Origin of the sequence: Streptomyces sp. NPDC048389 (genome assembly GCF_040706335.1) — a bacterium.
In the GTDB taxonomy this organism is placed as follows: domain Bacteria; phylum Actinomycetota; class Actinomycetes; order Streptomycetales; family Streptomycetaceae; genus Streptomyces.
On the sequence record NZ_JBEZKP010000030.1, the window covers coordinates 18,321 to 32,602 of the forward strand.

Annotated in this window: 11 protein-coding genes; 6 read left to right on the forward strand and 5 right to left on the reverse strand. The window is 72.2% G+C overall.

Annotation, left to right across the window (positions count from 1 at the left end; translation table 11 throughout):
* Positions 1 to 257 precede the first annotated feature (257 nt).
* The 3 genes from AB0903_RS20850 to AB0903_RS20860 form a co-directional block, all read right to left on the reverse strand.
* Positions 258 to 1,712, reverse strand: coding sequence for a citrate:proton symporter (locus AB0903_RS20850; RefSeq protein ID WP_366704839.1), 1,455 nt, complete (start codon positions 1,710 to 1,712; stop codon positions 258 to 260).
* 134 nt (positions 1,713 to 1,846) lie between these two features.
* Positions 1,847 to 4,129, reverse strand: coding sequence for a molybdopterin oxidoreductase family protein (locus AB0903_RS20855; RefSeq protein WP_366704841.1), 2,283 nt, complete (start codon positions 4,127 to 4,129; stop codon positions 1,847 to 1,849).
* Between the two features lie 106 nt (positions 4,130 to 4,235).
* Complete coding sequence (locus AB0903_RS20860; protein WP_366704842.1) at positions 4,236 to 4,871, reverse strand: TetR/AcrR family transcriptional regulator; 636 nt, start codon at positions 4,869 to 4,871, stop codon at positions 4,236 to 4,238.
* Between the two features lie 104 nt (positions 4,872 to 4,975).
* Here AB0903_RS20860 and hmgA point away from each other — a divergent pair, with 104 nt between their 5' ends.
* The 4 genes from hmgA (at position 4,976) to AB0903_RS20880 (ending at position 9,781) form a co-directional block, all read left to right on the forward strand.
* The gene (gene hmgA, locus AB0903_RS20865; RefSeq protein ID WP_366704844.1) at positions 4,976 to 6,304 is read left to right on the forward strand and encodes a homogentisate 1,2-dioxygenase; all 1,329 of its coding nucleotides are present in this window, start codon (positions 4,976 to 4,978) and stop codon (positions 6,302 to 6,304) included.
* Positions 6,305 to 6,331: 27 nt separating this feature from the next.
* On the forward strand, positions 6,332 to 7,084 hold the full coding sequence (locus AB0903_RS20870; protein WP_366704846.1) for a GntR family transcriptional regulator: 753 nt from the start codon (positions 6,332 to 6,334) through the stop codon (positions 7,082 to 7,084).
* A 196-nt stretch (positions 7,085 to 7,280) separates the two neighbouring features.
* A complete protein-coding gene (locus AB0903_RS20875; protein WP_366704848.1) occupies positions 7,281 to 8,471 on the forward strand; it encodes a type ISP restriction/modification enzyme in 1,191 nt (396 codons plus the stop codon).
* A gap of 107 nt (positions 8,472 to 8,578) precedes the next feature.
* Positions 8,579 to 9,781, forward strand: coding sequence for a CaiB/BaiF CoA-transferase family protein (locus AB0903_RS20880; RefSeq protein ID WP_366704850.1), 1,203 nt, complete (start codon positions 8,579 to 8,581; stop codon positions 9,779 to 9,781).
* Between the two features lie 82 nt (positions 9,782 to 9,863).
* On the opposite strand, the gene AB0903_RS20885 is transcribed toward AB0903_RS20880, so the two are convergent.
* Positions 9,864 to 10,127 (reverse strand): hypothetical protein, encoded by a 264-nt coding sequence (locus tag AB0903_RS20885; RefSeq protein ID WP_366704852.1) that lies wholly within the window; start codon positions 10,125 to 10,127, stop codon positions 9,864 to 9,866.
* Between the two features lie 282 nt (positions 10,128 to 10,409).
* Here AB0903_RS20885 and AB0903_RS20890 point away from each other — a divergent pair, with 282 nt between their 5' ends.
* Positions 10,410 to 11,453 (forward strand): serine/threonine-protein kinase, encoded by a 1,044-nt coding sequence (locus tag AB0903_RS20890; RefSeq protein ID WP_366704854.1) that lies wholly within the window; start codon positions 10,410 to 10,412, stop codon positions 11,451 to 11,453.
* A 48-nt stretch (positions 11,454 to 11,501) separates the two neighbouring features.
* On the opposite strand, the gene AB0903_RS20895 is transcribed toward AB0903_RS20890, so the two are convergent.
* A complete protein-coding gene (locus AB0903_RS20895; protein ID WP_366704856.1) occupies positions 11,502 to 12,311 on the reverse strand; it encodes an SGNH/GDSL hydrolase family protein in 810 nt (269 codons plus the stop codon).
* A 671-nt stretch (positions 12,312 to 12,982) separates the two neighbouring features.
* Here AB0903_RS20895 and AB0903_RS20900 point away from each other — a divergent pair.
* Positions 12,983 to 14,080: a DUF5925 domain-containing protein gene (locus AB0903_RS20900; RefSeq protein ID WP_366704941.1), complete on the forward strand. Its 1,098-nt coding sequence runs from the start codon at positions 12,983 to 12,985 to the stop codon at positions 14,078 to 14,080.
* Positions 14,081 to 14,282 lie beyond the last annotated feature (202 nt).

Genomic DNA, 14,282 nt, shown 5'->3' on the forward strand with positions numbered 1-14,282 from the left:
GGACAAGGCACCGCGACGGCAGTGGAGGCGACGAGCGCCAGAGCGCTCGTACGGGCCACACCCTCATCCATCAGCGCCGGGGGCCCGTTCGCCTCGCTCACCGCACCACGCCGCCGTGACAAAGAGCGAGCCCGGCCGGTCCGTTGTACACGCAGCCGCCGGCGATCAGTGCGACGCCCGCGGGCAGCGCGGCGCACACCGCCCCCCGCCCGAAGCAGGAGGCGGTGGCCAGGCGCGGCAGCCGCAGCCGGCCCATGTCAGATGATGCCGAAGAGGATCCCGGCTCCCAGCACCACCAGGCAGGTGAGAGCGGCCCACTTCACGGTGAACCCGGTGTGGTCGCCGAACTCGACCTTGGCCATGCCGACGAGGACGTAGACCGCGGGCACGAGCGGGCTGGACATGTGCAGGGGCTGGCCGACGAGCGAGGCGCGGGCGATCTCCAGGGGCGAGACACCGTGCGCGGCGCCCGCTTCCGCGAGGACCGGCAGGACACCGAAGTAGAAGCCGTCGTTCGACATGAAGTACGTGAGCGGCAGGCTCAGTACGCCGGTCACGATCGCCATGTGCGGGCCCATGCCCTCAGGGATGGCGCCGACGAGCCAGTCCGCCATGTGCTCGACCATGCCGGTGCCGGTGAGGACGCCGGTGAAGACGGCGGCGGCGAAGACCATGCCGGAGACGTTGAGGACGTTGTCCGCGTGCGCCGCGACACGGGCCTTCTGGTCGGCCATGTTCGGGAAGTTGACGGTCAGGGCAAGGGCCGCGCCGAGCAGGAAGAGGACCGGGATCGGCATCAGTTCCGTGATCATGGCGGTGAGCAGGGCGAGAGTGAGACCGGCGTTGAACCAGTAGAGCTTCGGGCGCAGGGTGGGCCGGTCCGGGTCGAGACCCTGCAAGCCGTTGTCGTCGTGCGGGAGTCGGCCGTCCGCCCGCGAGGCCGGGGGGACCTCGCGCGGGGCGTCGGCGTCCGGGCCGGGCCAGGAGGCCGTGGCGGGGCCGGCGTCCGAACCGCCGGTCGCCGTGCGCCCGTCGGCGCCGCCGGTCTTGACGAGCACCGTCCCGGGCTCCGGCTCCAGAACCTCGTCGAGGGTGAGGTACCCGAGGCGCTTGCGCTCGCGCCGGCCGAGGACGCAGGCGAGGAGGAGCACGAAGAGGAGTCCGACCCCGAGCGCCGGGATCATCGGCACGAAGATGTCCGCGGCGTCCAGCTCGAGCGCGGTGGCCGCTCGGGCGGTGGGGCCGCCCCAGGGCAGGGTGTTCATGACGCCGTTCGCGGTGGCGGCGATACCGGTCAGCACCACCAGGCTCATCTTCAGGCGCTTGTAGAGCGGATACAGCGCCGAGACGGTGATCATGAAGGTGGTGGAGCCGTCGCCGTCGAGCGAGACGATGGCGGCGAGGAGCGCCGTGCCGATCACGATGCGCAGCGGATCGGCCCTGCAGAAGCGCAGGATGCCGCGCACGATCGGGTCGAAGAGACCGACGTCGATCATCACACCGAAGTAGACGATGGCGAACATCAGCATCGCGGCGGTGGGCGCGAGGGTGCCCACGCCGTCGATGACGTAGTCCCCGAGTTGTGCGCCCTGCCCGACGGCGACGCAGAAGAGTGCGGGGATCAGGACCAGCGCCGCGATCGGCGACATCTTCTTCGTCATGATCAGGACCAGGAAGGTCGCGATCATGGCGAAGCCGAGGATTGTCAGCATGGGGACACCTAACGTTCATCCTTGAACGGCCACCGGCGGAAGCGGTCACCGGGGTGCGGTCCGGATGACGTTAGGTGTCGTCATCTGCTGTCAACAAGGTGTCGCCGTGTGAGCAATACGAGCAAAACTCCAGGTCATCGACTTGGCGTCACATCCACCGGGATGGCGTTGAGCACGGCGGTGCCGGACAGGGGGTCCAGCCGGGAGCCGTCCAGCAGCTGGTTCACGTTGACTCCGGGGCGCTCGGCGGCCACCGACAGACGGGTGCCGGGGCGGCTGTGGCCCCAGCCGTGCGGCAGGCTCACCACACCGGGGCGTACGGCGTCGGTGATCTCCACGGGGGCCTCGACGCGTCCGCCGTCCGCGGTGACACTCGCCGTGGCTCCGTCCTCGAGCCCGAGCCGGGCGGCGTCGTCCGGGTGGACGTGGAGGGTGCAGCGGTTGGAACCGCCGTTGAGCGCGGGCACGTTGTGGAGCCAGCTGTTGTTGGACCGCAGATGGCGGCGGCCGACCAGGACGAGTCCCTCCGGGCGGGCGTCGAGAGCGGCGCGCAGCCGGGGCAGATCGTCGGCGACGGGTGCGGGCAGCAGCTCGACGCGTCCGCTGCGGGTCCTGAGGATCTGCGGGATCCGGGGCTCCAGCGGGCCGAGGTCGACGCCGTGCGGATGGTCGAGCAGCGTGTCGAGTGTGAGGTCGTACGGGCCGAGGCGCAGCATCATGTCCAGGCGGCGCTCGGGTCCGGTGCGTCCCGTGAGACTGCGGGCGACCTCCTCGACGGTCTGGCCGTGCACCGGGGAGTGCGGGTCCGCGACCGCCTTGGCGAGAGCCCCCTGGACGACCATGTCGTCGACCGCGGACGGCTCGGCGCCGTGCATCCCGGACACGGCGAGGATCAGCCGCGCGTGGATCTCGCACTCGTCCATCAGCCCGGCCTCCAGCGGCACGGCGGCGGGGCTGTACCGGGCCTGGTTGCGGACGGCCAACGCGTTGAAGGCGAAGTCGAAGTGGGCGCTCTGCGCGGGCGGCGGCGGGGGCAGCACCACGTCCGCGTGGCGGGACGTCTCGTTGAGGTACGGGTCGATGCTGACCATCAGGTCGAGGCCGGCCAGGGCGCGGTCGAGGCGGTCGCCGTCCGGGGCGGAGAGCACCGGATTGGCCGCGATGGCGATCAGGGCGCGGATCCGCCCCTCACCGGGCGTCTCGATCTCCTCCGCGAGGGCGGCGATCGGCAGTTCGCCCTTGGCTTCCGGGTGCCCACTCACCCGGCTGCTCCAGCGGCCCAGCGCGAATCCCTTGCCGGGGACGGCCGGACGCGGGGCGCGCTCGGTGGCGGAGAACGGGAAGAGGGCGCCGCCGGGCCGGTCGAGGTTGCCCGTCAGGACGTTGAGGACGTCGACGAGCCAGCTGGCGAGCGTGCCGTGTTCGACGGTGCAGCTGCCGATGCGCCCGTAGACGGCGGCGGTGGGTGCGGCGGCGAGCTCGCGGGCGATCGTACGGATCTCCTCCGCATCCATGTCGCAGGCCGGCGCGACGGCTTCGGGCGTGAAGTCCTTGACGGCCGCCTCCACTTCGGCGACCTGCTCGACATGGCCGGCGAGCGCCCCGAGGTCGGTGAGCCCCTCCTCGAACAGCACCTGGGTGAGGGCGGCGAGCAGCAGCGCGTCGGTGCCCGGACGGATCGCGACGTGCCGGTCGGCGAGCCGGGCGGTACGCGTACGACGCGGGTCGACGACGGTGAGGGTGCCGCCGCGGCGGCGGAGCGCCTTGAGCTTGCCGGGGAAGTCGGGCGCGGTGCACAGGCTGCCGTTGGACTCCAGCGGGTTGGCCCCGAGCATCAGCAGATGGTCCGTGCGGTCCAGGTCCGGTACGGGGATCGCGACGGCGCTGCCGAAGAGCAGACCGCTGGAGACGTGCTTGGGCATCTGGTCGAGGGTGGAGGCGGAGAAGACGTTGCGGGTGCGCAGCGCGGCCAGGAGGACGGGCGGGTAGAGGCCGCCGGCCATGGTGTGGACGTTGGGGTTGCCGAGCACGACGCCGACGCTGTTCGGTCCGTGTTCCTCGATCAGCGGCCTGATCCGGGCGGCGATCAGGCCGAACGCCTCGTCCCAGGTGGCGTCGCGCAGCTCGCCGTTCTCCCGGACGAGAGGGGTGCGCAGCCGGTCGGGGTCGGCGTCGAGTTCGCCGAAGGACGCGCCCTTGGGGCAGATGAAGCCCTGGCTGAAGACGTCGTCACGGTCGCCCTTGGCGCGGGTGACCCGCGTGCCCTCGACGGTGAGGGTGAGCCCGCAGGTGGCCTCGCACAGCGGACAGACGCGCAGCGCGGTGCGCGTCCGCGCGCCGGGCGGGGAGGCCGCGGGCGCCTCGGCGTCGCCGGGCGGGGATGTCGTCGTACGGGTGCTGGGTACGGTGCGGGACATGAGCCCTCCCGGGGCGGCGGCAGCGGCAACGGCGATGTGCCGGGCCACCGAGCATACCGACCGGTAGGCATGCCGGGAAGCCCCGCCGTCCCCGCCCGTGGACCGATCACCGGCGGTCGAGGATCCGCGCCAGGTAGGCGTGCAGCAGCTCGCGTGTCTCGCGCACGATCCCCTCGTCCCCCGACGCCCGCACCCGGAAAGCCAGCTGGAGCAGCGCGTCGGCCGCCTCCACCGACACCAGGACCACCCGGCGCAGCTCATCGTCCGCCGCGCGGCCCAGGTGCGCGGCGAGCAGGCCCGCGAGCCGCCCGGCCACTTCGAGATTGGCCCCGGCGGCAGGGGACCCGACCGGGATCTGCGAGCCGAAGTCGACCAGCGCGAACCCCGGCACGGAGCGCTTCATGGCCAGGTACTCGTCGAGCACGACGTCCACCGCGCCGCGCCAGTCGTCGGCCCGCACCCCCGGGAGGCGTGCGGCGATCCGTTCGGCGTATTCGTCCAGGTTGCGGCGTGCGAGGGCGTCGACCAGTGCGCGCTTGTTGCCGAAGAAGCGGTAGACGGAGCCGATCGGCACCCCGGCCCTGGCCGCGACGGCGCGGGTGGACAGCTGTTCGTAGCCCTCCTCGTCGAGCAGCTCCGCACAGGCGGCCAGGATCCGGGCGAGCCGGTCCGCGCTGCGCCGCTGGACGGGCACGCGGCGCAGATGCGCGGCGGGAGGGAGCGGGGGAAGGGCCTGGGACACGCCGCCCATCATGCCGCTCCGTTGCCGTGCGGGGGGTGGACCTGCAATCCTACAGCTATCCATAGGAATGGATTCAGTGAATCCTTCAGCACCAGGAGCGGGCGATGAGCGGCACCGAGCAGGCGCGGAAGATGGTCGAGGGGCTGACCGATCGGTCGTTCTCCCCCGGCTTCGGCAATGAGCACGGTTCGGAGGCGGAGCCCGGCGCACTCCCGAAGGGCCGCAACTCGCCCCAGCGCGCCCCCCACGGCCTCTATGCGGAACAGCTCAGCGGCTCGGCCTTCACCGAGCCCCGCGCCCAGAACCGCCGCTCCTGGCTCTACCGGATCCGCCCCTCGGCCGCGCACCCTCCCTTCGTCCGCGTCGACAACGGCCATGTCCGCAGCGCCCCCTTCACCGAGACCGTGCCCGACCCCAACCGGCTGCGCTGGAACCCGCTGCCCGAGCCCGCGGCCGGTACCGACTGGCTGGCCGGGCTGTGGACCCTCGGCGGCAACGGCGACGTCACCCAGCGCACCGGTATGGCCGTGCACCTCTACCACGCCAATACGTCGATGGCGGACCGGGTGTTCAGCGACTCCGACGGCGAACTGCTGATCGTTCCCGAGAGCGGCGGTCTGCTCCTGGTGACCGAATTCGGGCTGCTGCCCGCCCGCCCCGGCGAGGTCGCCCTCATCCCCCGCGGCGTCCGCTTCCGTGTCGAGCTCCTGGACGCGACCGCCCGCGGCTACGTCTGCGAGAACTACGGGCAGCCCTTCCAGCTCCCCGACCTCGGCCCGATCGGCGCCAACGGCCTGGCCAGTGCACGCGACTTCCTGGCACCCGTCGCCGCCTACGAGGACGTCGAGCGCCCGGTGGAGGTGGTCAACAAGTTCTGCGGGAACCTGTGGGCGGCGACGTACGACCACTCTCCGCTCGACGTGGTCGCCTGGCACGGCAGCCATGTCCCGTACGTCTACGACCTGCGCCGCTTCAATGTGCTGGGCTCGATCTCGTACGACCACCCCGATCCCTCGATCTTCACGGTGCTGACCTCGCCCTCCGACACTCCCGGCCTCGCCGGTGTCGACTTCGTCGTCTTCGCACCGCGCTGGCTCGTCGGCGAGGACACCTTCCGTCCGCCGTATTTCCACCGCAACGTGATGAGCGAGTACATGGGCCTCATCGAAGGCGCGTACGACGCCAAGGCCGAAGGGTTCGTGCCGGGCGGCGGCTCGCTGCACAACATGATGTCGGCGCACGGCCCCGACCGGGAGACGTTCGACCGGGCGAGCGCCGCCGAGCTCAAGCCCCAGAAGATCGACGACGGGCTGGCCTTCATGTTCGAGACGCGCTGGCCGGTGACCGCGACCGGGCAGGCGGCGAACGCCGACCACCTGCAGAAGGGGTACGACGACGTATGGCAGGGTCTGGAGCGCCACTTCAGGCCGTAGTGGAGAGATGCCGTGTACGGAGATGCCGTGACCTCCTTCGCCCCTGACTCGCTGGTCCTGAACCGCAAGCTGCCGCTCTGGTACCAGGTTTCGCAGTCGCTGCGCGCCTCGATACTCGGCCGGCCCCCCGAGACCTCGCTGCGGTTGCCCACCGAGGAACAGCTGGCCCAGCACTACGGTGTGAGCGTCCTGACCATGCGCCAAGCGCTCAAGGAGCTGGAGGAGGAGGGCCTGATCAGCCGGCACCGGCGGCGCGGCACCTTCATCGAGCCGGGAGCACGGCGGGGCGCGCCCCGCCGGCTCCTCGGCTCCATCGACGCGATCGTCGCCCAGCAGTCCGGCGAGCGCACCACCATCCTCGACCACGGCCCCGAGCCCGTGCCCGGGGAGATCACGGAGCACTTCCCGGACGCCGCGGAGATCGTGATGTACCGGCGGCTGCGCTGCGACGGCGACACCGGGGAGCCCACCAACTGGGCGGAGAACGCCGTGCACCCTGACATCGCCGCCGACCTGGACATCACGGACCTGGAACGCTGGCCGATGACCAAGGTCCTGAGGGACTCGCTCGGCGTCCGGATCAGCCGCATCACGGACACCGTGGAGGCCAGGCTCGCGGACCCGCGGACCGCCGAGCTGCTGCGGGTGCCACTGCTGAGCCCGATCCTCCACTACACCGGCGTGACGTACGACGACTCCGGCCGGGTCGTGGACGTGGCCCGCATCCGCTACCGCGGGGACCGGTTCTCCTTCTCCGTCACCCTGGACGCCGCGGACTGAGGCCCTCCCGGCAAGCCTCACCCTGTCGCGCCACCCGGCACGCAGGCTCGCCGCGTCGGCCAGAAGCCCTGGTGGCTCCGCCACAAGGACGTCCGGCCGCCTCGCGATCGCACGCACCGCACAACGCTCCCGACGGGCAGGCATCGCCGGTCGCGGCACTGGACGGCCTGCCGTCAGCCTGCCGACGGCCATTAGCATGCGGACGGTGACTGCTCTCACCGAGGACGTGCCACTGCTCGACGACCTCATGCCCTGGTCCGTGGCACCATTGCGGCTCGGCAGGAGCTGGGTGATGGCCCCGGACGCCGCTTCCCTGCGGGCCCGTTGGGACGCCCTGACACGGGCCGAGAGTGACGGGCGCGATGCGCTGTTCCGCCCGACCCGGCTGCGTGGACTGCACAGCGCGGTGGCCCAGCTGCCGAACCAGCCGGCCGGCACGGGGCGGCTGGCCCGCGAGAACGGGCCCTGCCCGGAGCCGGTGCGGGTCCTGCACGGCGCGTTCGACGAGCAGTGGCTGATACCGGACCACCGGCTGATCGACGTGGCACGGCCCGAGCTGTGGCGGGTACGGGACGACCACCAGTTGTTCGTCGTCGAGGCGGGCACGGCCGTGGTGGTGTCCGGGCTGCTGCCGGTCGGCCGTACGCCCGCGGGCCGCCCGGGCCGGATCCGGCCGCTGTACCGCCGGCCGGGCGGCCGCGAGCCCAACCTCGCGCCCGGCCTCGCCGAACTGCTGGCCGAGACGTACGGGCATGAGGTCGGCGCGGGGGATTTCGCCGCGTGGGTGGTGGCCGCGGTGGAACACACCCCGGCGGGGTACGCGGTGCCGCTGGTCGCGGACGCGGACGCCTGGGCCCGCGGGGTCGCCCTGGGGCGCGAGCTGATCCGCGTCATGCTGCGCGGCGCACGGGGCGGCGAACGCCCGCGGCTGCCGGGCGGCCGGCGCCCCTACGTCCGGGCGGCGCTGCCCGCGAGCCCGGCGTCGATCGGCCACGTCCCGGAGGACGAGACCCTCGTCATCGGCGACACCGGCCGTGTCTCGCCCGTGCCCGCGGGGGCCTGGGACTTCGAGGTGGGCGGGGCGCGGGTGCTGGAACTCTGGTTCGAGGAGCGCACAGCCCCGGCGGAGCCGGGGACTCTGGACGCGGTGCGACCGGCGGGCTGGCCGCAGTCCTGGACGTCGGAGCTACTGGAACTGGTCACCGTGCTGGCACTGCTCGCGGAACTCGAGCCGGAGCGAGCGGCGTTGGCCAGGGCCGGCGACCGGCTCCCGGCCGCTGCGCTGCGCTCGGCGGGCGTCCTGCCGCCACCGGTCAGGTCGCGCCGCCCGGCGTCGGTCCTGGACCACGCGGAGGAAGGCCCGGAGGGACAGTTCGCGCTGCTTTGAATCCTCCCCGCCCTGTGCCGCTCATGGTGCGCCGGTGAACGCGGCCCTGAGCCCGCGCACCACCGGGGTGGTGACAAAGGTGCTGCGTACACGATATGCACGGCTGCATGAGCCATGAGCCACAGCCACTCCCCCTGGACGGCATCACCGTCGTCGCCGTCGAGCAGGCGGTCTCCGCCCCGTTCGCCACCCGCCAGCTGGCCGACCTCGGTGCCCGCGTGATCAAGGTGGAGCGTCCCGACGGCGGGGACTTCGCCCGCGGCTACGACACCGCCGCCCGCGGACTGGCCTCGCACTTCGTGTGGTGCAACCGCGGCAAGGAGTCCATCGCGGTGGACCTGAAGGACCCGCGGGGCCTCGACATCGTGCACCGACTCGTCGCCGGCGCCGACGTGTTCGTCCAGAATCTCGCGCAGGGCGCGGCCTCCCGGCTCGGGCTGGACGCCGCGGCCCTGTGCGCCAAGCACCCGCGGCTGGTCGCCGTCGACATCTCCGGCTACGGATCGACGGGCCCGTACGCGCACAAGCGTGCGTACGACATGCTCGTGCAGTGCGAGGCCGGACTCGTCTCCGTGACGGGCACGCCCGCGGAGCCGGTGAAGGCCGGCGTCCCGGCGGCCGACATCGCCGCCGCGATGTACGCCTTCTCCGGCGTGCTGGCGGCCCTTTTGCGGCGGGGCACCACCGGGCGCGGCGGGCCGGTGGAGATCTCCATGCTGGAGTCGCTGGCCGAGTGGATGGGTCATCCGCTGCACCACGCGATGCATGGGGGCGAACCCCCGGCGCGCACCGGCCTCGCGCACGCCGTCATCGCACCGTACGACGCCTACGCCACCGCGGACGGCGGTCAGGTGCTGCTGTCGGTGCAGAACGACCGGGAGTGGCGGCGGCTCACCGAACAGGTCCTGGAGCGCCCGGAGTTGGGGACGGACCCCGCGTTCGCCACCAACACGGCCCGCACGGCGAACCGGGAGCGGACGGACGCGGCGGTGGCCAAGGCGCTGGCGGGGCTGGGGACAGGGGAGGCGGTCGCCCGGCTCGAGGCGGCGGGCATCGCCTGCGCGCGACTCAACAGCATGACCGACGTGGCGACCCATCCACAGCTCGAGGCGCGGGACCGGTGGCGCGAGGTCGGGTCACCGGCCGGACCGCTCCGAGCGATGCTGCCCCCGATCACCCTGCCGGGCGGGGAACCGGCTCGGATGAGGGATGTGCCCGGCCTGGGCGAGCACACCGACGCTCTGCTGCGGGCCCTGGGGATGACGGATCAAGCTGCGGAGGTACTGCGCCGGGACGGTGTGGTCGCCTGAGCGGGGCAGGCGTGTCGTCCCGACGCCGGGTGGCCATGGGTGGCGGGCCGGGGAGCCGTGGGTGGCGGGGCCGGGCGCCGGGTCAGCCGCGGCTGCCGAACAGTGAGCGGCGCAGCCGGCGCAGCGGCGCGAGGAGCGACACGCGCGCGCTCCTGCTCCTGCGGCTGTGCGTCACATCACGCGCGGTCAGTTCACGCATCAGGAGCGTCGCCTCGGCCGCCTCGCGCTGCGGGACGGCAGGGCCGCCGAGCACCGAGAGGTGGCGGTCGAGACGCGAGCTGGTCGCACCGCTCCCGCAGGTGATGGCAGGCACTCGCGCCCTGCTGCGCACTGTTATCTGATCCATGTCACTCCCCACCCGTACGAGGCACCCGGCCCGGGCAGGTTAACCCTATCGCCCCGCCGGGACACCCGTGTATCCCGCCTGCATGATTCACCGCGCCCGTACGCGGGTTGACCGTTACTCTCCGAATGCGACTGTTTCCAGGGCGAGTTGGACAGCGTGTATGTGGTTTCCGGCCGCCATCGTACTGATGGCCAATCAACGTCGCTACATGCGAGAGGAGTTGAGCTAGCTTGGAACGGTTTCCACCGTGCTGCGGCACTGGTTGCGGACAGGGGGCCCGCCATGAGCGACGTACCGGCAACGCCGGGAACCGAACGGCCGATCGCGGGCCGCTACCGCCTGCTGAGCCCGCTGGACGAGGACGACGGCGGCATCCTGTGGCGGGCCCGCGACGAGGTCCTGGGGCGCGAGGTGGCGGTCAGGGAGGTCAGGGCACCGGCGGCGCTCCCGGCCGGTGACGTCCGCCGGCTGTACGCACACCTGGAGAACGCCGCCCGTGCCGCCGGCCGCGTCTCGCACCGCAACGCGGTCGCCGTCCACGACGTGGTCACCGATGACGGCCGGCCGTGGATCGTGAGCGAACTGGTACGCGGGCTCACTCTCGCGGACGTCCTCGACGCCGAGGGACCGCTACCGCCGCGCCGCGCCGCCCACGTCGGGGCGGAGGTGCTGGCCGCGCTGCGTGCCGCGCACGCCGCAGGCGTGCTGCACCGGGACGTGAACCCGTCGAACGTACTGATGGCCAACGACGGCCGGGTGATGGTCACCGACTTCGGTACGGTGACGGATCACGACTCCCCCGAGTTCGGTGCACCGGAGACGGTCGCGGGCCGTGACCCGGGCCCGGAATCGGATCTGTGGTCGCTGGGTGCGCTGTTGCACGCCGCACTGGAGGGGCGCTCCGCGTTCGGCGCCGGACCCGGGCCCGGCGCGCCCCCGGAGCCCGGTCGGGAGCAGGAGGTACCGGCCGGGGCCGAAGCCCTCGCTTCGGTGATCAGCGGTCTGCTGCACCGCAACCCGGCGGACCGTCTCGACGCGGCGGAGGCCGAGCACCAGCTGCGGCTCGCGAGCGCGGGCGGTGGCGGCGGGCTACGCACGGACACGTCTGCCGTCGCGTCCGCACCGCGGAGCCGGCCGGACACGGTGGTCGAGCCGGACACCGTGTCCCCGCCCGAGGCCGCCTCCCGTCCGGACACGCCCATGACCTCGGGGGCGGACCCGCAGTCCGACGCCTCGAAGCGGGCGACGACGGTCCTGGTGGCGGGGGTGGCGCTGCTGCTGCTCTGCGTCGTGGCCCTGGTCTGGGTGGTGGCGGGCGGCGTATGAGTGGAGGACCGTGACCGGCCCGCGGCGGCGGGCCGGTCACGGCTGCGCTCAGGCGTTGGAGTCGAACACGGGCAGGTAGCCGCCGGACTGGCCCGCCGCGGTCGGGTGGTACGACTCTCCGATGTTGAGCCAGTTGACGCTGTGCAGCCAGGAAGAGCCGGAGCAGATCTCATGGCCGGTGAACGTCCCGACGACGCTCGCGAAGGTGTAGCCGTGGTCGGCCGCACGCTTGGCGGTCGCCGTGTTGAGATAGTCCGCGGCGTCGTTGATGGCCCGCCGCTCGTTCTCGCTGAGGCCGGCGAGACAGTTGCCGTTCAGCTTGTAGAAGCGGGGATAGCCGAGGACGACGACCCTGGCGGCGGGAGCCTTGGCGCTGATCGCCGAGTACACCTCGTCGAGCTTGCCGGGCAGCGTCGTGTCGACGTACCCCTTCGCCTGTTCGATCCGGTTGAGGCAGATGGCCTCCGACTGGAGCACGCAGGTGGTCATGACGTCGGCGAAGCCGGCGTCGTTGCCGCCGACGGTGATGGAGACGAGGTCGGTGGCGGAGTTGAGAGGACCGAGTTGAGTCGTCGTCACGTCACTCGTACGAGCGCCTGAGCAAGCGGTGAACGCGAACGACGAGGGTGAATTGGCGTTGGCCCAGAGCTTCGGATAGGCCCGGGTGCTGCGCTTGCAGCTACCGCTCGCGCTGTCGTAGCTGCCTGCTCCCACGCCTGAGGAGTAGGAGTCGCCGAGGGCCACGTAGTCCATGGACTGGGCGGTGGCGTCGGCCTGCGCCGTGCCCGCTCCGGTGAGAGCGAGGACGGCGCCGAGGAGGAGTGAGGATGAGAGTGCCGCGGCTCGGGACAGTTTCATGGAACCTCCCTTTAGCAGGGTTTCTGCCTCAACTTTCGTAGCACCGGACGAAGTTATCTGGAAGTGTCCATGCCAAGAATTGTTACCGACGAGTCAGTGGGGCGCCTGGGCCGTTACCGGGGCAAGAGCCTGATCAGCTGTCAAAAGGATGGAGGCGCGGGGCTCCAGGAGCCGGGAGCGGCACCTGTCTCGTTCGCCTACGCGTACGGCACTCGGACCACCGGGTGCGCGAGGCCGTCCGTACAACCGGCTTCGCACAGGCACTCGCCGCCGGCACGGCGCACGTGACGCGGCACCAGGGCCCGAACGCGCTGCGGCGGCTGACGGCGCGGCACGGCACGGGGCCGGCCGAGTTCGAACGGCTACTCGAGGGGCACGCCCTCGCCGTCGTCGCCGTCGTCGCCGACTTCGCCAAGGATCCGGTCCCGCACCGAGGGCTACGCCGTGGTGCGCCGGACCCGCCGGGCCGCCGCACTCGCCCGCCGCCCCTGGCGCACGACCGAGCGGGACGGGCAGGAACGGCCGCCGCACTCGCCCGGCGCCACTCACCCACGCCGCCGCACGTACGGCGGCGGCACGAACCGCGGCAGCACGGACTGCGGCAGCACGGACGGCCGCCGCACCGGCAAAAGGCGATGCGACGGCCGGTGGCGTACCGGATCATGGGCGGCATGTCTGCCAACCCCAAGGACGCACTGCCGATCCGGCTCAACGTCGACGACAGCGACTCGCCCTCCGACGTCATCGACGCGCTGTTCCTCGGCCGCTTCGCGACGGGCGAGCAGCCGTACTCGCACAGCTCCTCGATCGACCGCGTCAGGCCCGGTGCGACCATGCTGCCGCCCGGAGCGTCCGTGCTGCGTTCGGCGCGCGACGACGACCGCAGCGCCACACTCGCCGAGGGCGACGGATGGACGCTGCTGATCTCCCGCTGGAACCGCGGCGCGGACGTCACCGTCACGGCGGTCACCTCCGACGTCGCAGAGAGGATCCTCAAAGGGGCGACCGACGGTGCGGCGGACGAACCCGAACCGGAACCCTCGAACGTGACCATGGGCTTCTGGTACGTCTCACCACGCCGCGGCCCGCACCGCACGACACGGCAGATCGCGGCCGGCACCTGGGAAGAGGTCCGGCCCAACTACACGGCGCCGGTCGCCGACGCGATGGACCGGCTGATGAAGGTCACGCCCGACGACATCGCGGGCCGGCTGCTGCTCCTCCACGGCCCGCCCGGCACGGGCAAGACGTCCGCCCTGCGCACCCTGGCGCGCTCATGGCGCGACTGGTGCCAGGTGGACTGCGTCCTCGACCCGGAGCGCCTGTTCAACGACGTCGGCTATCTGATGGACATCGCGATCGGCGAGGACGAGGGCACGTCCAAGGGCCGCTGGCGGCTGCTCCTGCTGGAGGACTGCGACGAACTGATCCGCGGCGAGGCGAAGCACACGGCAGGCCAGGCGCTGTCCCGCCTTCTCAACCTCACGGACGGTTTGCTGGGCCAGGGACGCAACGTCCTGGTGGGTGTCACCACCAACGAGGACCTGGAACGCCTCCACCCGGCGGTCGTCCGCCCGGGCCGCTGCCTCGCCCGCATCGAGGTCGGCCCGCTGACCCGGCCGGAGGCGGTGTCGTGGCTCGGCACGGAACAGGGCGTGGGTCGCGAGGGCGCGACGCTGGCGGAGCTCTACGCGCTGCGCCGGGGCACCCCGGCAGCCTCCGTCCCGGCCCAACCGGGCGGCGACGCGGACGCGGGCCTGTACCTCTGACGCCGAGACGTGGGCGTCCGCTGCGCGGAGCCGTACTTCCGCCCGCCCCTTCCCGAAGCCGAGGCAAGCACCCGTCCCCGGTACCGCGCTCCGCGCGGTGTCCTCGAACGCCGCGGGACTGCACATGCAGCCCCACCGGCGTTCGAGGGACGGGGGTGCGGGGGCGGAGCCCCCGGATACACCGCGCGGAGCGCGGTGAACG

Bases quoted from the DNA above. Each gene is read 5' to 3' on its own strand.
- AB0903_RS20850 (WP_366704839.1), bottom strand. From the start codon at position 1,712: ATGCTGACAATCCTCGGCTTCGCCATGATCGCGACCTTCCTGGTCCTG.
- AB0903_RS20855 (WP_366704841.1), bottom strand. From the start codon at position 4,129: ATGTCCCGCACCGTACCCAGCACCCGTACGACGACATCCCCGCCCGGC.
- hmgA (WP_366704844.1), top strand. From the start codon at position 4,976: ATGAGCGGCACCGAGCAGGCGCGGAAGATGGTCGAGGGGCTGACCGAT.
- AB0903_RS20875 (WP_366704848.1), top strand. From the start codon at position 7,281: ATGCGGACGGTGACTGCTCTCACCGAGGACGTGCCACTGCTCGACGAC.
- AB0903_RS20880 (WP_366704850.1), top strand. From the start codon at position 8,579: ATGAGCCATGAGCCACAGCCACTCCCCCTGGACGGCATCACCGTCGTC.
- AB0903_RS20885 (WP_366704852.1), bottom strand. From the start codon at position 10,127: ATGGATCAGATAACAGTGCGCAGCAGGGCGCGAGTGCCTGCCATCACC.
- AB0903_RS20890 (WP_366704854.1), top strand. From the start codon at position 10,410: ATGAGCGACGTACCGGCAACGCCGGGAACCGAACGGCCGATCGCGGGC.
- AB0903_RS20895 (WP_366704856.1), bottom strand. From the start codon at position 12,311: ATGAAACTGTCCCGAGCCGCGGCACTCTCATCCTCACTCCTCCTCGGC.
- AB0903_RS20900 (WP_366704941.1), top strand. From the start codon at position 12,983: ATGTCTGCCAACCCCAAGGACGCACTGCCGATCCGGCTCAACGTCGAC.